Source organism: Streptomyces adelaidensis, from assembly GCF_016598475.1.
Taxonomy (GTDB): Bacteria; Actinomycetota; Actinomycetes; order Streptomycetales; family Streptomycetaceae; genus Streptomyces; species Streptomyces adelaidensis.
Map to the genome: position 1 here is coordinate 37,342 of NZ_JAEMUX010000034.1, position 26,162 is coordinate 63,503.

General features: G+C 70.3%; 23 protein-coding genes and 2 pseudogenes. 8 read left to right on the top strand and 17 right to left on the bottom strand.

Going from position 1 to position 26,162, the window contains the following annotated elements:
* The first annotated feature begins 3 nt into the window (after positions 1 to 3).
* The 4 genes and pseudogenes from I8N67_RS20730 to I8N67_RS20745 form a co-directional block, all read left to right on the top strand.
* Positions 4 to 1,170, top strand: coding sequence for an acyl-CoA dehydrogenase family protein (locus tag I8N67_RS20730; protein ID WP_307835299.1), 1,167 nt, complete (start codon positions 4 to 6; stop codon positions 1,168 to 1,170).
* 20 nt (positions 1,171 to 1,190) lie between these two features.
* The gene (locus tag I8N67_RS20735; RefSeq protein ID WP_200304658.1) at positions 1,191 to 2,084 is read left to right on the top strand and encodes an HpcH/HpaI aldolase/citrate lyase family protein; all 894 of its coding nucleotides are present in this window, start codon (positions 1,191 to 1,193) and stop codon (positions 2,082 to 2,084) included.
* Positions 2,085 to 2,121: 37 nt separating this feature from the next.
* Positions 2,122 to 2,583 (top strand): MaoC family dehydratase, encoded by a 462-nt coding sequence (locus I8N67_RS20740; RefSeq protein WP_200304659.1) that lies wholly within the window; start codon positions 2,122 to 2,124, stop codon positions 2,581 to 2,583.
* A 153-nt stretch (positions 2,584 to 2,736) separates the two neighbouring features.
* Positions 2,737 to 3,363, top strand: a pseudogene (locus tag I8N67_RS20745) (TSUP family transporter); the annotation flags it as partial.
* A gap of 701 nt (positions 3,364 to 4,064) precedes the next feature.
* Here the strand turns inward: I8N67_RS20745 and I8N67_RS20750 are convergent.
* Entirely contained in the window at positions 4,065 to 5,924 is a 1,860-nt protein-coding gene (locus I8N67_RS20750) for a galactose oxidase early set domain-containing protein (protein ID WP_234046008.1), read from the bottom strand.
* Positions 5,925 to 6,365: 441 nt separating this feature from the next.
* On the opposite strand from I8N67_RS20750, the gene I8N67_RS20755 reads away from it, so the two are divergent.
* Entirely contained in the window at positions 6,366 to 8,294 is a 1,929-nt protein-coding gene (locus tag I8N67_RS20755) for a Dyp-type peroxidase (protein ID WP_234046009.1), read from the top strand.
* Between the two features lie 56 nt (positions 8,295 to 8,350).
* Here I8N67_RS20755 and I8N67_RS20760 read toward each other — a convergent pair whose 3' ends face one another.
* Genes I8N67_RS20760 through I8N67_RS20795 form a run of 8 tightly spaced genes read right to left on the bottom strand, consistent with a single transcriptional unit; the run spans position 8,351 to position 16,143 of the window.
* Complete coding sequence (locus tag I8N67_RS20760; RefSeq protein ID WP_200304662.1) at positions 8,351 to 9,091, bottom strand: class I SAM-dependent methyltransferase; 741 nt, start codon at positions 9,089 to 9,091, stop codon at positions 8,351 to 8,353.
* Between the two features lie 6 nt (positions 9,092 to 9,097).
* Positions 9,098 to 10,297 (bottom strand): cytochrome P450, encoded by a 1,200-nt coding sequence (locus tag I8N67_RS20765; RefSeq protein ID WP_200304663.1) that lies wholly within the window; start codon positions 10,295 to 10,297, stop codon positions 9,098 to 9,100.
* Between the two features lie 21 nt (positions 10,298 to 10,318).
* Positions 10,319 to 11,560, bottom strand: coding sequence for an acyl-CoA dehydrogenase family protein (locus I8N67_RS43885; protein WP_200304664.1), 1,242 nt, complete (start codon positions 11,558 to 11,560; stop codon positions 10,319 to 10,321).
* 1 nt (position 11,561) lies between these two features.
* Positions 11,562 to 11,972 (bottom strand): hypothetical protein, encoded by a 411-nt coding sequence (locus tag I8N67_RS20775; RefSeq protein ID WP_200304665.1) that lies wholly within the window; start codon positions 11,970 to 11,972, stop codon positions 11,562 to 11,564.
* The gene (locus I8N67_RS20780; protein WP_200304666.1) at positions 11,969 to 12,391 is read right to left on the bottom strand and encodes a hypothetical protein; all 423 of its coding nucleotides are present in this window, start codon (positions 12,389 to 12,391) and stop codon (positions 11,969 to 11,971) included. Before I8N67_RS20780 ends, I8N67_RS20775 begins: the two co-directional genes overlap by 4 nt.
* The gene (locus I8N67_RS20785; protein ID WP_200304667.1) at positions 12,388 to 13,950 is read right to left on the bottom strand and encodes a type I 3-dehydroquinate dehydratase; all 1,563 of its coding nucleotides are present in this window, start codon (positions 13,948 to 13,950) and stop codon (positions 12,388 to 12,390) included. Before I8N67_RS20785 ends, I8N67_RS20780 begins: the two co-directional genes overlap by 4 nt.
* Positions 13,941 to 14,642 carry a nitroreductase gene (locus tag I8N67_RS20790; protein WP_200304668.1) on the bottom strand — a complete coding sequence of 234 codons (702 nt, stop codon included), beginning with the start codon at positions 14,640 to 14,642 and terminating at the stop codon, positions 13,941 to 13,943. Before I8N67_RS20790 ends, I8N67_RS20785 begins: the two co-directional genes overlap by 10 nt.
* Positions 14,643 to 14,649: 7 nt before the next feature.
* Positions 14,650 to 16,143, bottom strand: coding sequence for an arsenate reductase/protein-tyrosine-phosphatase family protein (locus I8N67_RS20795; RefSeq protein WP_200304669.1), 1,494 nt, complete (start codon positions 16,141 to 16,143; stop codon positions 14,650 to 14,652).
* 486 nt (positions 16,144 to 16,629) lie between these two features.
* Here I8N67_RS20795 and I8N67_RS20800 point away from each other — a divergent pair, with 486 nt between their 5' ends.
* The 3 genes from I8N67_RS20800 (at position 16,630) to I8N67_RS20810 (ending at position 19,908) form a co-directional block, all read left to right on the top strand.
* On the top strand, positions 16,630 to 18,075 hold the full coding sequence (locus tag I8N67_RS20800; protein WP_200304670.1) for an MFS transporter: 1,446 nt from the start codon (positions 16,630 to 16,632) through the stop codon (positions 18,073 to 18,075).
* A gap of 207 nt (positions 18,076 to 18,282) precedes the next feature.
* Positions 18,283 to 19,575: an MFS transporter gene (locus I8N67_RS20805; protein ID WP_200304671.1), complete on the top strand. Its 1,293-nt coding sequence runs from the start codon at positions 18,283 to 18,285 to the stop codon at positions 19,573 to 19,575.
* A gap of 54 nt (positions 19,576 to 19,629) precedes the next feature.
* On the top strand, positions 19,630 to 19,908 hold the full coding sequence (locus tag I8N67_RS20810) for a DUF305 domain-containing protein (RefSeq protein ID WP_200304672.1): 279 nt from the start codon (positions 19,630 to 19,632) through the stop codon (positions 19,906 to 19,908).
* Here the strand turns inward: I8N67_RS20810 and I8N67_RS42750 are convergent.
* From I8N67_RS42750 to I8N67_RS20840, 8 genes and pseudogenes are all read right to left on the bottom strand, one after another.
* Positions 19,905 to 20,171 (bottom strand): TOBE domain-containing protein, encoded by a 267-nt coding sequence (locus tag I8N67_RS42750; RefSeq protein WP_307835300.1) that lies wholly within the window; start codon positions 20,169 to 20,171, stop codon positions 19,905 to 19,907. The genes I8N67_RS20810 and I8N67_RS42750 overlap by 4 nt on opposite strands.
* 103 nt (positions 20,172 to 20,274) lie before the next feature.
* Positions 20,275 to 21,363 carry an enoyl-CoA hydratase/isomerase family protein gene (locus tag I8N67_RS20820; protein ID WP_200304674.1) on the bottom strand — a complete coding sequence of 363 codons (1,089 nt, stop codon included), beginning with the start codon at positions 21,361 to 21,363 and terminating at the stop codon, positions 20,275 to 20,277.
* Positions 21,360 to 21,470: pseudogene (locus I8N67_RS43890) on the bottom strand (acyl-CoA dehydrogenase family protein); the annotation flags it as partial. The gene I8N67_RS20820 and the pseudogene I8N67_RS43890, both read right to left, overlap by 4 nt.
* Positions 21,445 to 21,579 carry a hypothetical protein gene (locus I8N67_RS43895; protein ID WP_267912797.1) on the bottom strand — a complete coding sequence of 45 codons (135 nt, stop codon included), beginning with the start codon at positions 21,577 to 21,579 and terminating at the stop codon, positions 21,445 to 21,447. The gene I8N67_RS43895 and the pseudogene I8N67_RS43890, both read right to left, overlap by 26 nt.
* Positions 21,580 to 21,762: 183 nt before the next feature.
* Positions 21,763 to 22,974 (bottom strand): cation:proton antiporter, encoded by a 1,212-nt coding sequence (locus tag I8N67_RS20825; protein ID WP_200304675.1) that lies wholly within the window; start codon positions 22,972 to 22,974, stop codon positions 21,763 to 21,765.
* 550 nt (positions 22,975 to 23,524) lie between these two features.
* The gene (locus I8N67_RS20830) at positions 23,525 to 25,054 is read right to left on the bottom strand and encodes an SPFH domain-containing protein (protein ID WP_200304676.1); all 1,530 of its coding nucleotides are present in this window, start codon (positions 25,052 to 25,054) and stop codon (positions 23,525 to 23,527) included.
* Between the two features lie 130 nt (positions 25,055 to 25,184).
* Positions 25,185 to 25,694, bottom strand: a complete 510-nt coding sequence (locus I8N67_RS20835; RefSeq protein ID WP_200304677.1) for an NfeD C-terminal domain-containing protein — start codon at positions 25,692 to 25,694, stop codon at positions 25,185 to 25,187.
* Positions 25,695 to 25,831: 137 nt separating this feature from the next.
* Entirely contained in the window at positions 25,832 to 26,056 is a 225-nt protein-coding gene (locus I8N67_RS20840) for a heavy-metal-associated domain-containing protein (RefSeq protein WP_200304678.1), read from the bottom strand.
* Between the last annotated feature and the right edge of the window lie 106 nt (positions 26,057 to 26,162).

Here is a 26,162-nt window from a genome sequence, read left to right on the forward strand (position 1 = left end):
ACCGTGGACTTCAGCACCAGTCCCCTGCACGAGGAAATCCGCCAGGCGGTCCGCGAGATGATGAAGCCGTTCGACGACCAGTACTGGATGGAACACGACAACAACCACGAGTTCCCCTGGACCTTCTACAACGCGGTCGCCGAGGCCGGCTGGCTCGGCATCACCATTCCCGAGGAATACGGCGGTGGCGGGCTCGGTGTCACCGAGGCGGCCATCGTGGAGCAGGAGATCTCCGCCTCCGGCGGCGGAATGAACGCCTGCAGCGCCGTCCACATCGGGATCTTCGGCCTCGACCCGATCATCCGGCACGGTTCGGAGGACCTCAAGCGCCGCTTCCTGCCCCGAGTCCCGTCCGGTGACCTGCACATCTGCTTCGCGGTGACAGAGCCGGACGCCGGCACCGACACGACCGGGATCACCACCTTCGCCCGCAAGGTGCCCGGCGGCTACCGGGTGTCCGGCAAGAAGGTGTGGATCACCAAGGCCCAGCAGGCCGAACGGATGTTGCTGCTGTGCCGCACCAAGAAGCGTTCCGAGGTGACCAAGCGCACCGACGGCATGACGTTGTTGTTCGCCGAGATGGACCCGGACCACGTGGAGATCCGGGAGATTCCCAAGCTGGGCCGCAACGCCGTGAACACCAACGAGGTGTTCATCGACGACTTGTTCGTGGCCGATGAGGATGTCGTCGGTGTCGAGGGCCAGGGCTTCAAGGCGATTCTCGCGGGTCTCAACGCCGAGCGGATCATCGCCTCCAACGCCGCCCTGGGCATCGGCCGCGCGGCGATCCGCCGTGCCACCGCGTACGCCAAGGACCGCGAGGTCTTCGGCCGGCCCATCGGCAAGAACCAGGGCGTGGCGTTCCCGATCGCCGAGGCACTGATGCGGCTGGACGCCGCGGAGCTGATGGTGAACAAGGCGGCCTGGCTGCTGGACGCCGGCCGGCCGTGCGGGCGAGAGGCCAACATGGGCAAGTATCTCGCGGCGGACGCGGCCTTCAACGCCGCCGATGTGGCACTGCAGACGCACGGCGGATACGGCTTCGGCAAGGAGTTCCACGTCGAGCGGTACTTCCGCGAGGCCCGGCTGAAGCGCATCGCGCCGATCAGCCAGGAGATGGTGCTCAACTACCTCGCCGAGCACGTGCTCGGACTCCCCCGCAGCTACTGAGACATCCTGGAGCAACCCCCGTGAAGCCGTACCGCACTGTGCTTTTCGTGCCCGCGCACAAGACGTCCTGGTTCGACAAGGCCGCGGACTCCGGTGCCGACGCCGTCTGCTTCGACCTGGAGGACTCGGTCCCCGCCCATCTCAAGGCGGGGGCGCGTGACGAGGTCGAGGCCGCCATCGCCCGGATCGCTGCGAGCCACCCAGCGATGGGGCTGTTCGTCCGGCCCAACTCGCTGGCCACCGGCCTGACCGGCCTGGACCTGGAGGCCACCGTCAAGCCCGGCCTCACCGGTGTGTTCGCGCCCAAGGTGAACACCGCCACCGACGTGATCCGCTACGACACCCTGCTCGACCACTTCGAGGCCCGGGCCGGCGTGCGCGGCGTCGAGTACATCATCCCGGTGGAGACCGTGCACGGCATCCAGAACTGCGCCGAGATCGCGGCGGCGTCCAGGCGGGTCGGCGCGATGATCGGGCCGACCGCGGAACACGCGGACATCGCCAAGGCTGTCGGCTACGAGTGGACCCCGGAGGGCCTGGAGTCGCTCTACCACCGGACCCGGATCCTCCTCGCCACGCGTGCCGCCGACAGACATCCGCTCACCGCGCTGTGGGAACGCATCCACGACCTCGAGGGCCTGCGCGAATTCACCGTCCGAGGGCGCCGGATGGGCTTCCGCGGCCAGATCGTGCTGCACCCCTCGCACGTGCCGGTGGTCAACGAGGTGTTCACCCCGGACGCCGCCGCCATCGACTTCTACCGCGGGCTGCTGGAGACCTACACCGCGGCCGAGGCGCGGGGCGACGGCGCGGTGATGTACGGGGACATCCACGTGGACAAGGCCCACGCCGACAAGGCCGAGGAGTGGCTGGCCCGGGTCGACTCGCTGGCCGAGCTCAACGGCAGCCTTTGAGATCCAGCCCCTTATTCGCACGACTCCTGGAGAAACCATGACCGGCCTGTACTTCGAGGACTTTGAGATCGGCAAGGAATACCGCCACGAGTGGACGCGGACGGTCACCGAGACCGACACGATCCTGTACACCTCGCTGACGATGAACCCGGCGCCGATTCACCTGGACGAGCACTACATGCAGGGCACCATCCACAAGCGCAGGCTGGTACCCAGCCTCTACACGGCCGGCCTCATCGGCGGCATGATCGTGCACGACCTCACCCTGCGTACCACGCTGGGCAACCTGGGATACACCAAATTCGACTTCCCCAAGCCGGTGTTCCACGGGGATACGCTGCGGGCCGAGAGCACCATCCTGGACAAACGGGAGTCCCGCAGCCGCACCGACTCCGGCATCGTCTACTTCGAGCACCGTGGGATCAATGAGCGCGGCGAGATCGTCCACATCGCGCACCGTGCCGGGCTGATGCTCAAGCGCCCGGATGCGTCGACCTGACGGCCCTGTCGCATCTCGTGTAGGCAATTGCCTGGTGGCGGCGCCAGTCGGACAGCCTGTGGGCTCCTCCTCGAGGACGTGGAGGAGCCCACAAGATGACGGGGTATCAGGTCACCTGTGGTGCGGTGACGTCAGGTAGTGCTGCCTGAGGAGTTCAACGTGGTGGCCGGACCGGGCGCACTGCTGCTCTACCGCCGTACGGGCCTGCTGTACAGCCCTCTGACCCGCCGCCTGGTGGCCGGCACCCTGCCCGGCGTGGTCATCGGCGCCGTCGTGCGGGTCTTCGCCGTGCCGGGGCCAGCCGTCTTCCGCCTCCTGGTCGCCGGCCTGCTGATGCCACTGGGTCTGTGGCTCATCACCCGCACCCTCTCCCCCGGCCGGCCCCAACCGACAGCGGAACCCTCACCCCGCACCATCACCGGCCTGGCCCTGACCGTCGGAATCGTCGGCGGGATCTACGGGATCGGTGGCGGTTCCATCCTCGGCCCCGTCCTGGTCGGCCGGGGCATGCCTGTCGCCAAGGTCGCCCCGGCCGCACTCGCCTCCGCCTTCGTCACCTCCCTCGCCGGCGCCGCGGCATTCACCCTGCTGTCCTTGACCGGCGCCGACGGCGTCACCCCCGACTGGTGCCTCGGCCTGGCCTGCGGCCTCGGCGGACTGATCGGCGGCTACCTCGGCGCACACCTCCAACCCCACCTGCCGGAAACCGCCCTGCGCCTGCTGCTCGGCGCACTCGCCGCCAGCCTCGGCGTCGTCTACGCCTCGAAGTCACTGCTCTGACGCACCGCTCCGGCACCGGGCAGCATTCCTGCGACAAAGACGGTGACCGACGCCGGGGTCTCCTTGCGGCTACTTGATGTCTGAACCAAGCCTCGGACGGGGCACTGGCATCTGGGGCTGCTCCCCGAAGTCCGGCCCCCCTGCCCTTCCTGCTCGCCCAGCTCCGTGCGCATCCACCGCCGGGGGGCGTGGTCAACACCGCAGAAGCCGACGGACGCCATTGGATGACGGGGAGGCAATACAGAGAGCCCTTCGTTCTCCGGGGGCCACCGGGATCACCGATGCGTCCGCCTTCGGCCGTCGGCTCCGCAAGGTGGGATGTGAGCCCTCGGCAAGGAACAACTCCAACCCACGAGCGCCGAAGCTGACCTTCTCTATGCGCATTGCCCGGCGCCGCCCGCTGCCCACAGGGCACCCCCACACACTGCACAGAGCCGAAAGAGGGACAGCGGGCGGTGGGAGCCTCCTGGGACTTTTCTGGGACTTCCAGCTGCATCAAGGGGCGCGAGCGTGAAACACACGAAAGGAGATTCGCCCAGGTCAGCAGCTCATTCCCATCAAACGTGGCAGGTCACGGGGCTCGCTGGTCTCTTCCGGGACATCTGAGGGGCTGACACCGGGGCCGGGGGCCCCGCCGTAGCTACGGCGGGGCCCTCGGGAGAGCGGTTCGGTGGGTCAGGGATGCGGCAGTGCCTGTCCGGCTAGTTCGTGCCGGGCTCCAGCTTCACCCATTTCGCGGTGCTCGGCACGCCCCGCTCGTCCAGCAGGAACAGCATGTACCAGCCGGGCGGGGCGTCAGCGGCCGTTGCCGGGGTGTGCAGGCTGAGCCTGTTGCCGGCACGGTCGTTGATCTTCACCTGGAGGTGGCGCTGGTTGGGGTTCGTCGAGTGTGTGATGGTCGACGGCGCCACCAGGACGGCCTTGTCGACGCTCCTCGGCGTGGAGGTCTGCACGGAGAAGGTGGAGTCGTAGTGCAGCGCACCGGCCGGGACCCGGTTGAGCTGGGGCCGGTTGCCGACGTGCATGTACCACGGCTCGAACATCTCGATGCTGCCGTGCATGTCGTCCTTGATGTCCGGGTCATTGGCGATCTGCTGAGCCTCGTCCCCGGTGACCAGGATCCGTCCGTCGGGCATGAGCACCGCGTTGGAGTGGTAACCGCGCGGCAGCCGCTGGGCCGGGCCGAGCTTCCAGTTGCCGTCCACGTCGCGCGCCTCGGTGTGGCGGTACTTCGGCAGGGCGTTCGGGTTGTACATGCCGTTGCCGTAGTTACGGATGTGGAAGGAGCCGTTGACCGTGAACAGCTTGCCGTCCGGCAGGATCACGGTGTTGTCGTTCGACCGGCCGAAGGCCCGCGGCTCGCGTTTGGTCCAGCTCGCCCCCTTGACCAGTTCGTAGGTGTTCGCGTCGTCCCGGTTGCCGCCGAGGATCAGCACCGAGTCCGGGCCCTGGAAGCCGTTGGGCAGCGCCACCGCGGAGCCGTTGATGCGCTCCGGATTGCAGCCCTCGCCGTTGCCGTCCCTCGCGTCCTTGCAGGGGATGTTGGGCCGGTCCGGCAGCTTCGCCCGCGACTCCGTCTCCAGGTCGAAGACGTACTGCTCGTTGGCCATCCGGCCGAGGCCGTAGATCTTGCCGTCGCGCAGCGAGAACAGGTGTGGGTAGTCCCTGGTGAAGGGCGCCTGGGCACGGAACCTGTCGACCGGTACGTTCACCGGGACGTCGCCCTTCTGCCACGGCACCGGGTGCGCCTTGGCGGGGAAACGCTCGACGACGGGTGTGGGGGTGCCCCAGCCGATCTCCGACTGGCCCGACATGATGAGCAGCCGGCCGTCGGCACCCTCCACGACACCGGGATACCACCGGCCGACCGACATGTCCTGGTTGCGGTGCCAGGTCTCGGTCCAGGGGTCGAAGACGAGTGACAGCTTGGCGCCGCTGCCGCCGTTGCCGCCGAGGTTGCCGCCGAACACGCCCACCATGCCGTTGGGCAGGAACGCGTGGCCGGAACAGAAGAACGGTGCGGGGCGCGCCTCGTTCTTGCCGTCCGGCATCACCACCATCGGCGGGGGAACGCTCTTGAACGCGTCGCGCCCCGTGCCCCTGTCCGGGTCCCACACATAGGCACGGCCCGCGTTCTCCTTGCCGATGACGTCGGTGGGGGCGGTCTCCTTCTGGGGGTTGTCCTCGATCGGCTCGAAGGAGAAGAGCAGCACCTTGCCGGTGGGCAGCATGGCGATGTGGTCGCCGTAGTCCGGTGAGGGGAAGTACTCCGTGAACCGGCCGAACCGGTCGGGCGCGTACTGCTTGTTGGTCTCCGCCTGGGACTCCGTCAGCTTCTTCAGCCGCTCGGTACGGGTCGTCTGCGGGTACTCACCCAGGGCTTTGGCCGTCGCCCGGAGCCGGGCGTGCTCCTTGGCGTGTTCCTCGCCCAGGACGGCCGCCTCGTCGGCTCTCATCTCCTTCTTGACCTGCTTCTCGGGCACCTGGCCCTTCTTGGCCTCGCCCGCGCCCGACCCATCGTGATGGGCACCGTCGTGCGTGTACGCGGAAGGCGCGGCCAAGCCTGCCGTGACGGTCAGCGCGGACACCAGCGCGCATACCGAAATGGCCGCGGAAATCTTTCGTGGGGGCATGGGTCTCCTAGCCACCTGAGGAAAATTTGGATGGAAATTTGAAGAAAGGAAAATCCAGGACTTCACCTGCCCAGAACACAGGCCGCGAGGCGTCCGAATCCCTTCCGAGAACCGAGTCGTTGCACCAACCAACAACAAATATCAGAGATCCCGCGCTCCACGCACCCAGTTCCGTCTCCCCAGTTCAGGTGATGGAGGCGCATATGACCGGCGCATGAGGAAGGAAACGCGCTCCGACATGCGCTCCCCCATCGGAGTGAATATCAAAGCTGTTTGGATGTTTGACTCGGACTCATCTGTTTCATCGATTCAGACGGGGTAACGGGAGACCGAAACGATGCTGTCGAATTCCCCGGAGGAAGCACACGGATGTACACGAACACAGCACCGACCGACCCCAAAAATCCGACCGGTCCCCAAAACCTGTTCCTGCGTGAGGACACCGAGATCCAGGGCGATGTGCTCGCCGGGTTCAAGAAGGACCACATGCAGCTGGTCTTCCTCCGGTTCGAGGACCAGCAGTTGACGCGTACGTGGCTGAAACAACTCCGGCCGCTCATCGCCACCACCGGTCAGGTGGCGAAGTTCAACAGGGAGTTCTCCCGGGCCCGCTCGTACTCAGGTGGCGACGACCCGCAGAATTTGAACGCGCTGTGGTACGGCATCAGCTTCACCTTCGCCGGTCTGCAGTTCCTCACCGGCAACAACCCGCTCCCCGGCATCGACAACAACAGCACCGACGGACCGCTGAAGGCCTTCGCGGAAGGGCCGGCCAAGCGCGCGGCGCAGCTGGGTGACACAGGGCAGAACGCTCCCCAGAACTGGCTCTTCGGCAACTTCGGCGGCGGCAGCGTCCACGCGGTGCTCACCGTCGCCGCCGACCAGCCGCACGTGCTGCGGGCCACCCTGGGAGACGTACGCCAGGACCTCGCCCGCGCCAAGATCGTGACCGTCTACGAGCAGGACGGCGCCACCCTCGAAGGCCCCCGCCGGGGTCGGGAGCACTTCGGTTTCAAGGACGGCGTCAGCGAGCCCGCGATCAAGTACCTCGACGAGCCCGACCCCAAGAACGCGGTCTACGAGAAGGGCCACCCCGGCACCATCCTGATCAACCCCGGTGAGTTCGTCGTAGGGCTGGAGCGGGAGCGCCCGCACCCCCTGCCGTACCCGGAGTGGGCGCATAAGGGCTCCTTCCAGGTGGTGCGCCGACTGGCCCAGGACGTCCCCGGCTGGTGGGCCGGCGTGGCCGCCCAGCTGAAGGTGCTGAAGGAGGCGAAGGCCGCGCCCCAGGAGGCGACGACCGAGTGGCTGGCGGCCCGGCTCGTCGGACGCTGGCGCACCGGGACCCCCGTGGCGAAGTGTCCGCACGCCGACATGTCGTACAACGCGGAGGCGTCGAACGACAACCTGATCTCGTTCAGGGACGACCCCGACGGAAAGGTCACCCCGCTCTGGTCCCATCTGCGCAAGACCAATCCCAGGGACGGCTTCAAGGACCCGAGGACCGGCCAGTTCGTCGAGGACACGAAGTTCAACCACCGCCGGATCATGCGCCGCGGCATTCCGTACGGGCTGCCGTTCGACCCGTCGGCCTCGGCCCTCAACGGCCCGGACGGGCCCCGGGGTCTGGTCTTCGTCTCCTACCAGGCCGACCTCTACCGGCAGTTCGAGTTCATCCAGCGGGACTGGATGAACGACGAGACGTTCCCCAGGCCCAACCCCAACACCCACCACGAGCAGATCGACCCCGGCCCGCACCCCGCCGGCTCCGACACCGTGGCGGGCGAGGAGACGGTGGTGTCCTGGGAACGCCCGGACGGCCAGGGTGAGCCGGTCCCGCTGAGCTTCTCCCAGTTCGTACGGACCGAGGGAGCGGTGTACGCCTTCATGCCGTCGATCTCGGTCATCGACCAGCTGGCAGAGGGCCGGATGAACACCAACATGGTGGTCCACGGGAACACGGTGTTCACCTCCGACAGCTTCGACAACACCGAGCGGGACACCGTCGACTCGGGCACGGTGCGGCTCTTCCTGACGGAGAAGGGCGACCTTCAGGTCATCGGCAGCGGGGACAACAAGGTCCGCTGGTCGGCGAAGACCTCCGCCGGCCCGAAGGCGCAGGCGTGGTTCAAGGACGGGGAGCTCTTCGTCATCGATCCGCAGAACAGGGACAAGAAGCTCTTCAGTTCCGGCACCGCGGGCAACGCGGAGGCCAAGCTCGTCGTCCAGGCCGACGGGAACGTGGTGATCTACAACAAGGACAAGGCGATCTGGCACACCGACACCGTCGGCCGCTGACGCCTTCCTCCACACCGGTCGTCCGACACCGCCCGCCCCACGTGGGGCGGGCGGTGTCAGTCCGCGGGGCCGAGCAGACAGCAGTGCTGCCGCTCCGGCGCCGCCGGGGGCCGTACCTCGGCGGCCGGGAACAGCGACCTGGTGTGGTCAGGGCTCCACAGGACGTCGTACCGTCCGCACGGGCCGTTCGGGACATGCTCGTCGAGCAGCAGGGTGTCGTCCACGACCGTGCACCTGGGCGCCTTGCCCGCCCGCTCGACGACGGGCTCCAAGTGCGCCGGCACCGGGGGCGGCTCCGCCGTGTTCCCCAGGGAACGGCTGCTCAGCCGCCACCGCACATTGGACTTCTGCCCCTCGCCCCGCGGCGCCCATCCCGGGGCGATGAAGGTGAACGCGAGCAGGCCGTCGTCGGTCAGCATCGACCGCAGCGCACGCACCAGTTCAACCGTCTCGTCGTCCGGTGTGTGGGTGAAGACGGAGTACGCGAGTACGTAGTCGAAACGCGTCCCCAGGTCGGGCAGCGCGAGCCCGGGGATGCCCGCGGGGTTGAACTGCGGGTTGTACCGGTCGTAGCGGACCCAGTGCGCTTCCGGCCTGCGTCGCCTGCCCTCCTCGATCGCGTCCCGCGCCACGTCCACACACCAGTAGAGCGACGGCTGGATCCGTCCCGCGGCCTCTTCCAGGAGCACACCGACGTTCCCGCCGAAGTCCAGCACTGTGCGCCCGGACCAGTCCGGATGACCGAGCTGGGTGTCGAAGTAGGCGAACTGGCCCTTCTTCGTGGAAGTGAAGGACATGGGCGCTCACCAGGTGACGGGGAGAGCGGCGAGCGACTGCAGGCGGCGGTGTTCCTTCCAGTCGGCGGACGCCTCGGGGTCCGCCGGGCGCAGCCCGGGAAAACGGGACAGCAGCGAGGTGAGGCCGATCCGCAGCTCCGCCCGCGCCAGATGGGACGCCAGACAGCGGTGGATGCCATGGCCGAAGGCCACATGCGGATTGGGGTCACGGCCCAGATCGAGGAGTTCGGGGTCGGCGAAGGCGTCCGGGTCGTGGTTGGCGGAGTTGAGGGAGGCCACGACGGACTCTCCGGCGCGGACGGTGACCCCGGCGAGGTCGACGTCCTCGGTGGCCACCCGGATCTGACCGTCCCGCAGCACCAGGTGGTAGCGCAGGAGTTCCTCCACCGCGCTCTGGACCAGCGCCGGGTCGTCCCTCAGCCCGGCGAGGTCGGTGGGCCGGTGCAGCAGCGTGCGCAGGGCGGCGGCCAGGGCGCTGGTCACCACCGTATGGCCCGCGAAGAGCAGACTGACGCCCATCCCGGTCAGCTCGGCGTCGGAGAGCGCGCCCCGCTCGTCGTGTGCCGTGACCAGGGCGCTGAACAGATCGTCGCCGGGTGCCGCGCGCCGGGAGTCCGTCAGGGTGGCCAGGTAGTCGCTCATCTCCCGCTGTGCCGCCGTGATCCGCTCCAGAGGGCCTTGGCCGTTCATCCTGTCCACCAGGGCCAGGATCAGGTCGCTGTCCTCGACCGGAACACCCAGCCAGACGCAGATCACGGCCATGGGCAGGGGGCGGGCGAAGTCGGCCACCAGGTCGGCGGGCGGGCCGGTCTCGGCCATGTCGCCGAGCAGCCCGTCCGTGATGCTCTGGATCAGCGGCAGCGAGCGCTGGACCTGCCGGGCCCTGAACTCCGGCATGACCAGCCGGCGCAGCCGGGCGTGGTCGGGCGGCTCGGTGTCCCGCAGGAGGGAGACGTCGGGCGGGAACGGGGTGGTGAACAGCCGGGGGGCGTCGGGCGCGGTGTTGGCCGTCACGCTGAACCGCCGGTCGCGGAGCACCCGGCGTACGTCCTCGTACCGGGTCACCAGCCACACCTCGTGTCCGCTGGCGATGACCACTCTGGTCGCCGGTTCGTTCTCGCGCAGCCAGGCCAGCCTCTCGAACACCTCGGAGTGGACACGGGTGTCGAAGGGGAAGGCGAAGGGCCGGTGGTCCGGGACGGGCATCGCGGTCCCTCCTCACTCGACTCAGGGTTTGTGGAAGGACGGGTCGTGGTCCTCGCCGAGCGCGGCGCGGCCGATGGTGGCGAGGATGTGGTCGTCGTTGTCGTGGCGCTGGTAGAAGGTCAGATCGCGCAGGATCCGTTCGACCGGGCTGGGGCGGACCAGACTGCGGGCGCCGCAGGCACGGATGCAGTGGTGCACGGTCTCCTCCGCCAGGTGCTCCACGACATGCCGGGCCTTGCTGCCGGCGAGCCCGGCCTCCTCCACCCGGCCCTCGTCCCACAGCGCGGCGACATGGCGCAGCCACAGCCGGGCGGTGTCCACGTTGACCGCCATGCTGCCCGCCCGCTGCCGTACGTACGGGTCGGCCCCCTTGCCCTGCTTCCTGAGGTACTCCAGCCCGTAGGCGCACGCGGCCTGGGCAGCGCCCAGGAAGCTGGAGGCGTAATGGGGGACGAACGCGGCCTGCCACCGCCCGGTGAGATAGCTGCCGGGTGTGCCGAGGAGATGGTCGCGGGGGATGAACGTGTCGTCGAACCGCACCAGGTGGCTGACCGTCGCGCGCATGCCCACCGGGTCCCACCACGAGCTGTCGACGCTCACCGTCGGGTCGGACAGCTCGCAGGCGAGCATGAGCAGTCCGCTGCCCGCCGCCCGGCCGTTCGGGGCGGCCTGCGCGTGCCGGGCTCCGCCCGGTCCGGCGGGATCGACGAAGAGGATCGCCCACTGGGCGCCCGTGGCACTGGTGGCGAACGCCTTGGTGCCCCGTACGGTCCAACCGCCCTCGACGGGGGTGAGGGTGGTGCCGAAGCGGCCGGCCTCCCCGGGCTTGGGGGCCCGGGGCTCGCCGCTCCAGGCCACCCATTTCTCCCCCCGCTCGACGACGCCCGTGAACCAGCGCCGCTTCTGCTCGGGCGTTCCCAGGGCGTCGATGAGCACCAGGGAGTTGGCGTGTCCTTCCCAGCAGCGCGCCAGCGAGAGGTCCGCCGAGGCCAGGGTGGTGGTCAGCTCCCACAGGGGCAGCGTGTTGCGCTGCTGCGGACCGAAGCCCAGTCCGCCGTACTCGCGCGGCGCGGCGGCCGCCAGCAGACCGGCGGCGAAGAGGTCGTCGAAGTCCTCGGCGGGGAAGGCCGCCCTGCGGTCGTAGTCGTCGGCGCGGGCGGAGAACGTCTCCGTGGCCAACTTCCGCGCGGTGTCGAGGGCGGCGCGTTGCCCGGGAACCGGACTGTGCGGCTCGCGGTAGCCGTGCATCAGGTCGCCGGTCATGTCAGAGGAGCCCTTCACGAGGTTCGGACGGCTGTGCGAGTCCTGGCCGGTAGTAGTGGGCGCGGTACATCACGGGCGGCACCCGCGGGTCGTCGGGGTGGGCCGTGTGGACGTCGATGGTGAGCAGGCCGCGGTTGAGGTAGCCGCAGAGGACAGTGTCCAGGGTCCCGAGCCGGCCCTCGGCGAGGAAGCCCACGGCCGGCCCGTCGCCGCCCGCGTCCACCAGGGGCGTGGCCGCGAGCGTGGTGCGGGTCCCGGCGGCGCCGGGGCCGTCCTCGGCGATACTGAGCGCGAGTCGGCCCTTGTCCGGTCTGGCGTCGACGGACCGGATGCCGGTGGCCGCGGTGTCGAAGTTGACCCATCCGCCGGTGAGATCGGCCAGGTCGTCCGGGTCGGTCGGCGGTGCCGTCATGTGCCCTCCCGGAAACGGTGGAAGAAGGAGCGGGTCCACTCGCCGGGGCGCTCGCCGTCGAGGGGGATCCGGGACGCGGTGACCACCAGGATTCCCGTCTTGTGGTAGGCGGAGAGAACCGTGCGGGACCCGTCGAGTTCGTAGACGGCGGTGAACGACCAGACGACGGACGGCGCGCCGGGCGCGGTGTGGACGGCCGCCGGTACCTCGCCCCAGTCGCGCGTCCGAAGCGGCTCGCTGCCGATGGCCCGTACGGAGAGACTCGTTCCGCCGTCGGTGACGGTCAGCCGGAGAGGGCCCTTGGAGACCGCTCCGCGGTCGGTGTTGAGCCAGTCGCCCAACAGGGCCGAGACATCCGGACGGTCCGGTGGGACCGGCCCGGCCGGGGGCGGCGCGGGGGCCGCCGAGCTGGTGGTCATGAGGTGCTCTCCCTTCCGGAGAGGTTCGCCGTGAGGTCCTGACGGGAGCACAGGGAGCGCAGCGGTAGGCCGGGAGGCATCGGATGGCCGGTCAGCAGCCGGAACTGCTCCTGGACCTCGATGAGCAGCACCTCCCAGCCGTCGATGCCGAGCAGCCCGCGCACGCGTGCCTCCGCCATCAAAGGGGTGGGCGGATCCCGGTACGCCATCTCCAGCACGACGGCGTCGGGGTCGGCCGTCACGACGGGAAAGGGCGGCCGCTCCACCAGCGGTGTGGCCTGGACCAGCACGTCGTAGCCGGTGGCGCTGAACCCGGACAGCGGCAGGTACGGGACACGCATCCGCTGTGCGGCGTCCCGGCCGCGTGCGTGCCCCCGGTTGACGAGCGTCACCTGAGCCCCGGCGCTCCGCAGGGCCAGCGCGACCGCCCGCCCGGCGCCGCCGCATCCGACGACGGCCGCCCGAAGTCCCGCCGGGTGGATGCCGTTCCGCGTCAGTGCGTGCAGGGCGCCGACCGTGTCGGTGGTGTCGGCCCGCCAGAGCCCGTCCTGCCGCCAGATGAGGTTCGCCGCGCCGCACGACAGGGCCGTCGTGCTCGGCACGTCCGCCAGGTCGAGGGCGGTCTCCTTGTAGGGGGCGGTCACGGTCAGCCCCCGTACGGGCAGTCCGCTCTCCTCCCCGAAGCGGACGGCCGCCCTGAAGAACGGTGCGAGGGCCGGTGCCGGGAAGGGGAGATACAGCGCGGGCAGACCCAGGGCGCGCAGGGCCGCGTTGTGCAGGCGCGGCGACAGCGAACGTCCGGGGTCGCGGCCCACGATCCCGTAGAGGCCGCGCAGCCGGGGGAGCTCCGGCAGGCCGTAGTCGGTCATGAGTTGTCCGAGGCTCGGCATGCCGTCCGGGCCCGGCACGGAGATCCGTCCGAACACCACGGGTGCGCCCAGCCAGGGGGCCAGGATCCGGGTCCAGGTTCCGGCGGTGCCGGACGCGAAGGCGGTCACGTCGTCGCGCCCGAGGCCGGCCAGCATCAGGGGCGCCGCCGTGCTGTCGTGCTCCTGGTCCAGAGGTCCGGGTCGGGCGGCGAGGAGGTACAGCGCCGCGGGGACGGAGCTCAGCGAGGCGAGTCGTACCCGCAGGGCGGCGTGGCCGTCGGTGCCCCTCCCGGCCGGGAGCGTCCCGTGCCAGGAGACGCGCCGCCGCCGTGCGGGAACGGCGGCCAGCAGCTCCGGCCGTGCCAGATCGTGGGGCCATTCGAGATCGACCAGGTCGTAGTGGTCGGCCGCGCGCAGCAGCCGTGTGAGCCGCTCGGCCGGGCCCGCATCGCAGACGCCGCCGTGTGCCCGGGTGCGCAGACAGTACGTCAGGGTGCCCGGGAAGTGCTTGCGCAGGCGGCCGGGGTCGGGGTCGCCGACCAGGTCCGCCCGTACCTCCACGGCCTCGGCGATCCCGTCGAGGTCGCGCAGCCGGGCTCTGCCGAGATCGTCGGGTTCGGTGGCCACGGCCACCAGCCGGGCCCGGGGCACGGCGCCGGCCTGACCGTCTCTTCCTGAGGTCAGCTCCACCGGACGTACTCCTCCAGGCCGGCCCGCCGCGGGACGAACCGGTTGACCGGGGCCGTCTCGTCGGGGTGACCGACGGCCAGGGTGCAGACGATGATCCGGTCGGCGTCGATGTCCAGCTTCCGGCGGAGGGCGTCCGCGTAACCCGCGACGCTGAACTGCGGACAGCTGCCGAGCCCTCGGGCGACCAGTCCGAGCATGGTGTTCTGCAGGAAGAGGCCGGTCTCCAGGAAGGTTGCGGGCACCGCGTCGGCGGGGAGGTGGCAGACAAGGGCGGCCGGCGCGCCGTAGAAGCGCAGGTTGTCGCGGAGATGGGCGCGGCCGGCCGTGGTGTCGTCGGGGGCGTGGCCCTTGGCGCGCAGCACTCCGGAGAGGGCCGTGCGGGCGCGCTCCGCCGCGGTGTCGTCGAGAGTCGGCGGCCGGTTGGCGTAGTCCGGCCGGGGGGATTCGCCGCGGTCGAAGGCTTCGCGGAGGGTGCGGGTCAGCGCGTCCAGGGTGGTGCCGGTCACCACGGTCACCCGCCACGGCTGGATATTGCGGCTGGAGGGGGCCTGCCCTGCGGCGAGGAGCACCTCCGCCAGGACGTCCCGGGGCACGGGCCGGTCGAGAAAGGCCCGCTTGCAGTGCCGGGACGCGATCAGGGACAGGCCGTCGTACACGGGGTCGGTGTGAGCCGTCACGGGCGCCTCGCTCATCCGCGCCTCAACCCAGCCCGGCGGCGCGGACGTCGGGACCGGGGTCGCCGTCGAGGAACTCGTGCAGGCGGGTGCGGACCAACTCCTGGATACGGTGGGCGCACTGGCGGTAGAACTCGGGCGACTGCCCTTCGGGGTTGGGGACATCGCCGTGCGGGTCCAGACAGAGGGTGCGGCTCTCCGCGTCGGGTACCAGGGCGAGCACGGCGTCGCGGTGCGCGCGCGTCATGCAGTAGATGGCCGAGCTGTTCCGGCACAGCTGGGGAGTGAGCGACCGCGCCCGGTGGCGGCCGGGGTGAAGGGGGCCCGGCACCCGCCGTATGCCGAGGTCGGCCAGCGCGGTCCGGGCCGCGAGGGCCAGCGGTTCTCCGTGCCGTGCGGGGGCGACTCCCGCACTGGCGAAGCGCACGCGGCGCGCGGAAGCCCCCGCTTGCGCGGCGTGGGTCCGGGCGATGGCCTCGGCCATGGGCGAGCGGGAGGTGTTGCCGCCGCAGACGAACAGCACCCGCCGGGTGCGTGTGCCGCGTTCCCGCCACCAGGAGACCGCCGCGGGCTGGGACAGGGCCCCGATGGCGATGACGATGAAGACGAGCGCGAGAAGCTGCGCGTCCCCCGGCACCGGCAGTCCGGCGAGACCCGCGAGGGCGTACGAGGCGACCAGGCCGGACAGCAGGCTGGCGCAGCGGTTGGCCGGGACGCACCACGTGTACACGCGGCGGTCGAGGTAGATCAGGGTGCCGAAGACGAACAGCACCTCGTAGGCCACACCGATACCCATGGCCGCCCAGGCGGCGGGAGTGCCGAGGAAGGTGGTGAACCCGGCGCGCAACTCCGGCTGTCCCGCGAGGGCGGCGGCCGCCAGGATCGCGACCAGGAAAACCGGTGCGGTGGCGTGCTCCTCCACGAAATAGCGGCGATCGGTTTCCTTCACTCCGGTCTTGGCCACCCGGCTCATGATCTCGAACCGCCCCACGTAGCCGACGAAATAGACGAGCACGCTCAAACCCGTCGCCAGAGTGAGGTGATAGCTGTCCACATCACCCAGGGCCACCACAACCGCCACCAGACTGAAGGCCAGTCCGGCCCACGCGGAACCGGGAACCTTTCGTTTACGCATCGAGTCGACGAGCGGCGAGAGAATCAGCACACCCCCGCGCATCAGAAGCAACACGAGGAGGATGGAGACACCGGCGAAGGTGAAATTCAGCGTGGTGGTTCCGATGATGAGCGAGGTGAACATCCCCGCCAACAGCATTTCCCTTCCCGGAATGCGGACACGGCGACCCACCCCGGGTATCTCGCGCCGCCCGCTGTAGCGCCACCACCCGCTGACCGTCAGAAAGAGCGGCATGACGGCGAGTTGCCCCAGGGCGGCCGCCGGCAGCAGCACCAGCCCTTCGACCGGCCCTTCGGCCAGCGGCGAGACCCCGCTGGAGAGAGCCTTCACGAGCATCGCGTAGGGAATGTAGGCGAGAAAGTATCCGAGCGCGAGCCAAGCCATATACGTGCTCCTCCGAAGTGGCCCAGCAGAGAGGTCGGTCGGTCAATTTCGCGACGGAACGTACGGAAGGAGCCCGTGTTGAAGATCCCCCCCACACGCGGCCGGCCCATGCACAGATCAGCACACCGACTCATTCGAGTGTGCAGGGGTTCGGTGCCCCACGCAAGTACTTCAAGTCCCCGAGCACGGAAGGAATTTCGTTCCGAATGCAGCTTCGGGCATATTTATCGCAGCGTCGCACAGGCGCGCGAATAGCGTAATGGTGACGTGCGCCCCACGTGCGCCGGTCGAATGCCCCTGTTCTCCGCCCATGCGAACTTGATTGTGGTGGCCGATGTTCTGATTGCGTGGTGATAGGGCGGACCGGGACGCGGGCCGCCATTCGGAGCAGTGACACGCCTTCGGAAGAGTGACCGCAGGATTCACCCCGCCGCACGAGAGCCAGATCGTGGGTGATCCGAGCGAGCGCTTCAGGAGGCGGTGGCCATGGGCCCGCGAGTGCGGCGACGACCGAACGCAGTGGGGCCGTTGCTCATCTACTGCGCCCTGTCCGCCACCATGGTGAGCTCACTCGGCGCGCTGCTGGTTCCGGCCGTCGCCCGGGCGCACCACGTGCCGGTGAGCGCCGCCCAGTCGATGCTGACGGTGACCCTGCTCGTGGGGGCGGTGAGCACCCCGGTGCTCGGCCGGCTGGCGGACGGGCACCGCAGTCGCCGTGCGCTTGTGGGAGTGCTCGCCCTGACGATGTCGGGTTCCGTCCTGGCGGCCGTCGCCGACACCTTTGCGCAGTTACTCGTCGGACGGGCGCTCCAGGGGCCGGCCTGCGGGATGCTGCCGATGACGATCGCCCTGGCGCACCGTCACCTCGCCCCGGCGAAGGTCACGGACGGCATCACCACTCTCGCCGTCACCGCCGCCACCGGGGCCGGGCTCAGCTTCCCGCTGACCGGCCTGATCGCCGAGTATCTCGACCACCGCTGGGGTTTCTGGTGCGCGGCCGGCCTCGCCGCACCGGCCGTCGTGGGGGTCCTGCTGGTTCTGCCTCCGGACGGGCGCCCCCCTGCAGGCCCGGGTGCGGACCCGGACATGCCGGCCTTCTCCGCGCGCACCGACCTGGCGGGCACCGTTCTCCTGGTGGCCGCGCTGACGAGTCTGCTCCTTCTGCTGAAGGAGGGGTCACGCTGGGGCTGGACCTCCGCCCTCGTGCTGACCGTGCTGGTGGATGCCGCGCTGCTGCTCACCGCCTGGGCATGGTGGGAGCGGCGGGTCGCTCGGCCGTTGGTCCGGCCCGAGCTGCTCGTCCATCCCGATGTGCTGCTGGCCAATCTCGCCACGGTCGTGCTCGGCGCCGCGACGTTCGTCGGGGTCTCCGTTCTCGCCACTCTCGTGCAGGCGCCCGTGGGCACGGGTTACGGGCTCGGCCTGTCGGTCTTCGCGGCCGGGTGTGTGATGCTCCCGTTCTCGGCCGGGAGTCAGCTGGCGGGTCGGCTGGCTCGCCGTCCGGCCGTCCGCGCGGGGCAGCACGCGCTGCTCCTGTTCGGAGGCGTTCTGCTGGCCGGTACCCATGTCGCGCTGACCGCTCACCACAACGGGTTGTGGCAACTGCTCCTGGCCATACTGACGTTCGGCCTGGGCAGCAGCATCGTCTGGGCCGTCGTAGCCACCCTGCTCCACGCCACGGTCCCGGGCGGCGATCTGGGCTCCACGACCAGCTTCAATCATGTGCTCCGTGTCGTCGGCAGCGCGATCGGCAGCGCCGCGACCGGTGTGATCCTCGCCGCCCACACCGCCCCCGACGGTTTCCCGACGAACGACGGGTACGTCGCCGTCTTCACCGCCTGCGCGATCGGCTGCACCACCGTGCTGCTCGGACTGCTGGTGTGGGCGCTCACCGAGCGGCGCCGGGCGACAGGTTCGAAGCCGCCGGGATGAACCGGCGCGAGCGCGCCTTCCTTGATCATGTCGTTCCGTACGGTCTACTGGCAGACATTCGTCCACCGGGCGCCGACCGATTCACGAGGTCCGTGCGGAAGCAACTCCGGCCGCTGAGCGGACAGACGGCACCGGCCGCCGCACGCGATCCGCGCCAGGCTCGTATCCCGTTTCCCTGGAGTCGTGTTGTCCCCACTCCGTATGCCCGTGAAAGACCGGACCGTCTCCCCCGATCAGTCCCGCAAGGCGATCAGGGCAGGTGCGATCGGCAACCTCATCGAGTACTACGACGCGACGATCTACTCCCTGCTCGCCCCGGTGTTCGCCCAGCAGTTCTTCCCCGTGGCGAACAAGGCGTACGCGCTGCTCTACACCTACGGTCTCGTGGTGGGCGTGGCCTTCGTGGTGCGCCCCGCGGCCGCGATGCTGCTGTCGCCCTACGGGGACCGGCGGGGGCGTGGCAGACTCCTCTCGCTCAGCCTGTTCCTCATGGGATCGGGACTGCTGATCATCGGCCTGTCGCCCACCTACGGCACCATCGGATGGCTCGCGCCCGTCTGTCTGGTCCTCGGCCGGGCCATGCAGAACATCTCCAACTCCGGGGAATTCCAGGCGGCTTCCGCTTTCATCGTCGAGCACGCGCCGGCCGACCGCCGGGCGACGGCCGGCGCCGCCCAGTACATGACCGCCGGTCTCGGCATCCTGTCCGCCACGTTGGTGGCGACCGTGCTGACCACCGTTCTACCGAAGGCGGTGGTGGCCGACTGGGCCTGGCGGATCCCGTTCCTGATCGGGGCGGTGCTCTGCCTCTACGGCGTCCGCCTGCGGCGCACGGTTCCGGAGAGCCCGCTCTTCACCGCACTGCAGGCCACGGGACAGGTCGAGCGAAGGCCACTGCGGACGGCCGTCAAGCAGTACCCGCGAAGCCTTCTGCTGGTGATGGTGATCCAGTTCAGCCAGGTCACCTACTTCACCTGGCAGGTCTTCCTGCCCACCTACGCGCACCTGGTCGGGAACTTCCCGTTGAAGACCGGCCTGGCCCTGAACTGCGTCGCGCTGGCGGCCTTCGTGCTCGTGCTGCCGCTGGTCGGCATGGTCTCGGACCGGAAGACCGGCCGACGGCCGCTGATCATCGCGGAGGCCCTGGGCTTCGCGGTCCTCGCGTATCCGATGCTGCGCCTGCTGCAGCATCCGACCCCGCTCACCTACCTGCTGGTGGCGGTGACCGGCAATGTGCTGCTCGCCCTGACCTACGGCAACGTCGCCGCGGTGTTCTGCGAGCTGTTCCCCACGGGGGTCCGGACCTCCGGCGTCGGCCTGGCCTACAACGTCGCCGTAACGGTCTTCGGCGGCAGCGCGCCCCTCTTCGCCACGTGGACCATCGCCCACCACCACCCCCTCGCTCTCGCCCACTACGTCATCGCACTGGAACTGACGGCCGCGATCGTCTTCCTCGCCCTGCTGCCGGAGACCCGCACGACCGGGCTGGAGACCAAGTGACACCTGGTGCGGCCGGGCGCACGTTCCCGCCGGAAGGCATGACCCCGCGCGGTGATGCCGGGAGCGGCGGGTCACGGCAGCGGCAGCTCCTCGGCAACGGCGACCGCCGGGGCCGGGGCCGGGGCCGGGGACTTCGACGACGTGGACGTCACGTTCGCGCAGATGATGATCCCGCACCACGAGCAGGCCCTGGAGATGGCGAAGTCGGCCGACGGCCGTGCCTCCGACTCCGAGGTCAAGGAGCCGGCGGGCCGGGTCGAGCACGCCCAGGGCATCGTCGACCGACTCTGCTCCCGCCCCACACCCCCGACCGTGGCCGGCGGCACCGCCTAGGGATGAAGCGTGGCCTCGCCCGTCACGCGGACGCCGGTCCGCCGGCCGGGGCCGACCTGCGACGGGCCCGCGACTCGGACGTCCACCGGATGGTCGAGGCCCGGCACGGCCACGGTCACCTTGGCATCGTGACCGTAGAAGCACACGTCGGTCACCGTGCCCGTCACCACGCCTGCCGTGTCCGCGTCGGCCAGCCTCAGTTGCTCGGGGCGCAGCACCACCGTGCCCGTGCGCCGACCCTCCGGTGGTACGGCCGATGCCACGGTTCCCAGTGCTGTGGCGACCGTGGTGGCTGGTGACAGCCCGCCTCGACGGGGCCGTCCGGCAGGCAGGGGCCTGGTATGGGCGCGGCCGGCCTTCAGCGGCTCAGCCGCCCTGGGGCGCCTGCCCGAGTTCACGCTCGCCGAGCGGGGCGAAGAAGCGTTCGACGTCGGTGTCGGTGACCTCGGCCAGGGTGGCCGGTGACCAGCGGGGGTTGCGGTCCTTGTCGATGACCTGGGCGCGGACGCCCTCCACCAGATCGGGGGTGGACAGGGCCGCGAGGGAGACGCGGTACTCCTGGTCCAGGACCCGCTCCAGCGAGCCGAGCCGGCGGGCGCGGCGCAGCGCGGCCAGCGTGACCTTCAGCGCGGTGGGCGACTTGGTGAGCAGCGTCTGAGCGGTCTCCTTGGCGGCCGGGTCGCCGTGGGCGGACAGCCGCCGGACGATCTCCTCGACCGTGCCGCCGGCCGCGTAGCAGTCGTCGATCCACTGCCGGTGCCCCGCCAACTCCCCTCGCGGCGGCGGCTGTACGTGCCGGGCGAGGGCCTCCCGTACGGGCAGGACGGCGAGGTCGCCGATGAGGTCCGGCAGTGCGGCGGACGGTACGTAGTGGTCGGCGAGTCCGCACAACAGGGCGTCGGCGGCGCCGATCTGAGCCCCTGTCAGGCCGAGGTGGGTACCCAGTTCAGCGGGGGCGTGTGCGAGCAGATGGGTGCCGCCCACGTCGGGCACGAACCCGATGCCGGTCTCCGGCATGGCGATCCGCGACCGCTCGGTGACCACCCGGACGCCGCCGTGCGCGGAGAGGCCGACGCCGCCGCCCATGACGATGCCGTCCATGACGGCGACGTACGGCTTCGGATAGCGGGCGATACGCGCGTTGAGGTGGTACTCGTCGCGCCAGAACGCGGCCGCGGCGGTGCCGTCCCCGTCGCGGGCGTCGTCGTGGACGACCCGGATGTCGCCGCCCGCGCACAGGCCGCGCTCCCCGGCGCCGGTGAGGACGACGGTCTCGACGGCCGGGTCGTGCTCCCACGCGGTGAGCGCCTCGTCGATGCGGCGCACCATCTCGTGGTTCAGGGCGTTGATGGCCTTGGGGCGGTTGAGGGTGATGTGGGCGGCCCGGCCCGCGGTGTGCAGGAGTACGGGCTCCTCGCCGCCGGTCGTCGCGGACGTGCTGGTCGTGGCGGTCATCCGAACGCCTCCGTCAGGCCGCGGGCCACGATGACGCGCATGATCTCGTCGGTTCCTTCCAGGGGCTGGTGGACTCGCAGGTCACGGCCGATTCTCGCAGTGCCGTACGAGGCCGTACGCGCCGAGGTGGTCGTAGCCGTAGCCGTAGCCGCCGGCCACGCGGATCGCCGTGATCCCGCCGATGTGCCGGGCCCCGCAGCGGTCCCGCGGCAGCACGAGACCTGCCTGGTCGCCCCCTGGTCGGCCCTGTCCCGGCCACCCGCCTCCCGCCCCGCCCCGTCCAGCCCGTCCATGTTCTCCCCGTTCGGTTCGGCGGCCGTCGGGGCCCGGGGCCCACGACGCGCCGCGTCGAGTCCTCCGGGCCGCTCGGCGCCGTGCCCGTGCCGTGCTCTGCCGGGGTCATGCGTTCGCATGCAGGGCCTCGGCGGGTTCGGTCGCCACCGCCGTCGTCTCCTGGGGTACGACCGGCCGGCGGCCGCGGGCGAGGGGTTCGGTCCAGCGGGCGGTGATCGGGCCGAGGACGACGAGGATCAGGACGTACGCCGTGGCCAGCGGACCGATGCGGGGTTCGACGCCGACGGCGAGGCCGGCGATGACGATGGAGAACTCGCCCCGGGCGACCAGCGTGCCGCCCGCGCGCCAGCGGCCCTTGACGGAGATCCCGGCCCGCCTGGCCGCCCAGTAGCCGGTGGCGATCTTCGTCAGGGTGGTGACGGCGGCCAGCGCGAGGGCCGGGAGGAGGACGGGCGGGATGTCCGCGGGGTCGGTGTGCAGGCCGAAGAAGACGAAGAACACCGCGGCGAACAGGTCCCGCAGCGGCGTGAGGATGCTGCTGGCACCCTCGGCGACCTCCCCGGACAACGCGATGCCGACCAGGAACGCGCCCACGGCGGCCGACACTTGGAGGTGCTGGGCGACACCGGCGACGACGAGGGCGAGGCCGAGGACGACCAGGAGGAGCATCTCGGCGCTGTCGGAGGAGACCGCGCGGCTGATCAGGCGGCCGTGGCGCAGGGCCACATACAGGACGGTGCCGACGGTGCCCAGGGCGATCAGCAGGGTCAGGGCGCCGCCCGCGAGGCTCACTCCGGCGAGCAGGGCGGTGAGGATCGGCAGGTAGAGGGCCATGGAGAGGTCCTCCAGGACCAGGATGCTCAGCACGACCGGGGTCTCACGGTTGCCGAGCCGGCGCAGGTCGCCGAGGACCTTGGCGATGACGCCGGAGGAGGAGATCCAGGTGACGCCGGCCAGGGCGACGGCGGCGACCGGGCCCCAGCCGAGCAGCAGCGCCATGGCGGCGCCGGGGGCGGCGTTGAGGACGAAGTCGACCGCGCCGGCGGGGTATTGGGTCTTGAGGTTGGTGACGAGTTCGGAGGCGCTGTACTCCAGGCCGAGCAGGAGCAGCAGGAGTATGACGCCTATCTCGGCGCCGGTGGCGACGAACTCCTCACTGGCCTGGAGAGGCAGGATGCCGCCGTGGCCGAAGGCGAGTCCGGCGAGCAGATAGAGGGGTATGGGTGAGAAGCCCACCCGTCCGGCGAAGCGGCCCAGCAGGCCCAGGGCGAGGATGATCGCTCCGAGTTCGATGAGCATGGCGGTGGTGTTGTGCACGGGCGTCTGTCCTCCGTTGACGAGTGCGGTGACGGCGTCTGTGCGAGTGCGAGTGCGTATACGGGTGCAGGTGCGGGCAAGGCAGGCCCGGCGCACCGATCGGCCTGTTCCCTTTCCATCGGCGCGTACAGGCGCGCGAGGTGGCCCCAGCGGTCGGGTGGCCGCGTACTGGCATGACGTGACTGGCCGTCAACCTGGGGCGACCCGGCGGGATGTCCCGGCGGCGACGAGGGCGCGTCAGCGCGCGGGGCGGCCGCTCGGGTCCGCCGCGTCACCGGTATCGGGAACGGCGTCGCGAGCGGCGTTGACGACGCGCACGCGGATGACTCGACCCATGCCACGCCCCCCATCACGTCGGCGGCTGAACCACCGACCACCACTCAACGACTGAGCCAATGAGCGCTCAACAAAGCGTAAGCGCTTGGTAAAGGATTCTAGCGCAACCCGAAAGGGTGAAATCACACAATAAGTAAAATGCTGCCCATTTACCGACCCAGGGCCCGCCTCACCCGTACGCACACGAAGGGGAGCAAGGCGGGCCCGTTCCACGTCAGTTGGTGATCTCGACCTTTCCGTTGTCGCCGGGCCGCGCCGGCTGCTCCGCCACCGTGGCGTCGCGCCGCGAAAGGCCCTTCAGGAGTTCCGCGAGGTCGACTCCGGTGGTGGAGTTGAGGAGTTCGAGACCCTGGGTGACGTTGTCGGCGACCGCGCGCGGGATACGGGAGACGCCGTCGGTGGAGATCACGGTGATCTTGTCCACCGCGGCGAGCGGCTCGGCCGCCTTGGCGACGACCTGGGGCAGCACCTCGACGAGCATCTGCAGAACCGCCGCGTCACCGTACTGCCCGAAGGCGTCGGCCTTCTGCCGCATCGCCTCGGCCTCGGCCGCGCCCTTCGCACCGATGGCCGCCGCCTCCGCCTCGCCCTCCAGCCGGACCGCCTCCGCGATCGCCACACGCCGCGCCCGCTCGGACTCGCCCTGCTTGAGCCCCTCGACGGCCTCGGCCTCCGCCAGCGCGGTACGCCGCTGCCGCTCACCCTCACCGGTCAGCCGGGACCGCTCGGCCTCCGCCTGCGCGGCGGCGATCTCGGCCAGCCGCTCGGCCTCGGCCTGCTTGACCCGCGCGACCCGCCGGGCCTCGGCCTCCTGCTCGGCGGCGTACCGCTGGGCGTCGGCGGGCTTGCGCACCTCGGTGTCGAGCTGACGGTCCTTCAGTGCCGCCTGACGCTCGGCGACCTTCTCCTGCTCGGCGAGGATGTCCTGCTTGCGGGCGGCCTCGGCGAGCGGTCCGGCCGCGTCCGCCCGGGCCGCCGCCGTGTCCGTCTCGGCCTTGATCTCGGCCTGCTTGAGGGCGAACGTCCGCTGCGCGACGGCGATCTCCTCCTCCGCCTTCAGCCGGGCCTGCTCGGCGGCCCGCCGGGCCACCGCCTCGGCGATGTCCGCCTCCTGCTTGGCGCGGGCCGCCTCCGGACGGCCGAGGTCCTCCAGGTAGGAGCCCTCGGTGGTGATGTCCTGGATCTGGAAGGCGTCCAGCACCAGGCCCTGCCCGGAGAGGCTGGCCTCCGCCTCCTCGGCGACCTGACCGGCGAACGCGGCCCGGTCCCGGATGACGTCCTCCACCGACATCCGGCCCACGATGGCCCGCAGCGCGCCCGACAGCACCTCCTGGGTGAAGCCGACGATGCCGTCCTGCTGCATCAGGAACCGCTGGGCGGCGGCGCGGATCGAGTCCTCGGTGCCGCCGACCTTGACGATGGCGACGCCTTCGAGGTTGGCCTTGATCCCGCGCAACGTGACCGCGCCGCGCACCGCCACCGGGATGTGCCGCGACGACAGGTCCAGGGTGAACCGCTGCTGCACGAACGGCACGACGAACACCCCGCCGCCGACCACGACCTTCTGCCCGCTGTTGTCGGTGAACACCCGCCCGGTCTCCGGGTCGGTGGACTGCTTGCCACGCCGCCCGGTGACGATGAACGCCTCACTGGGCCCGGCCACCTTGTAACGGGTGACCACGACAAGTGCCAGCAGCACCAGGAGTACGACGACTCCCACCACCGCGAGAACGACAGGACTCATGACAAACGCCCCCGAATCACGTACGAGAAAGGAAATGCGAGAAGGAAAGAAAGCAAAGGAAAGAAAGGGAAGGGAAGGGAAGGGAAGGGAAGAACGAGAAAGATAAAGAAAGGAGCGGGAAAGGAGCGGCTCAGCGGTCCACAGGTCGCACCACTACCGACGTCGCGGTCGGCGCCGCCTCCACCCACACCTCCGTGCCGCGCGCCACCGGCACCGCGCTGCGCGCGGCGAACTTCACCGGCTGCCCCGCGAGCCGGAGCAGCACCTCACCGAATCCGTCGGCTGGGATGGCCGTCACCACGTTGCCCGACGTGCCCACCAGGTCGTCCCGACGTGGCGCGACGGCCGTCCGGTCGAGCAGCAGGGCCCGGCTGAAGCGGTACGTCAGCCAGGCCGTGGCGGCCCCGAGGGCCGCACCGCATCCGGTGGCGAGGGCCGGACCCGCGTCCAGCACCTCGGTCGCGAGGACACCGCCGAAGCCGGTCGCCGCCACGAATCCGGCGACGACCGGCAGCGACAGCCCCCCGTCGAGGACACCGTCCAACGCACCGCCGAACGCACTGTCCAGCACCCCGTCGAAGAGCAGCGACAGGGCGAGCAGCACGACCCCCGTGATGCCGATTCCGAGAAACCAGGTCATCCGCGCCGTCCCCCTCTCCCCCGTCGCCGCTCTCCGGCTCACCGGAATCCTCACACGGGGAGGGGGACCGGTTCATTGCCGTGTCCCGGCAATGTTCAAGCGCTTTCCCTGCCGACTCGCCGTCCCCCTCTTCCTCCTCAGGCCGCGACCTGACGCACGACCTCCGCGACCTCGTATCCCGCCTCGGTGATGGCCGCGCGTACGGCCGCGTCGTCGACCGTCTCCCCGCGTACGACGACCAGGCCGGCCCGGACGTCGACATCGACCTCGGTGATGCCGGCCACCGCCACGACCTCTTCGGTGACGCTCGCGGCACAGTGGCCGCAGCTCAGGCCGGACACCGTGAAGTACTTCTCGGCCATGATGATCGCTCCTGTCCTCGGTCGGCCCGGTGACTGTGCGCTCGGGGGCGCGGGCCGCGTGGCACGGGGTACGGGGAGCGGCCCCAGGGTGTTCAGCGGCCGTAGT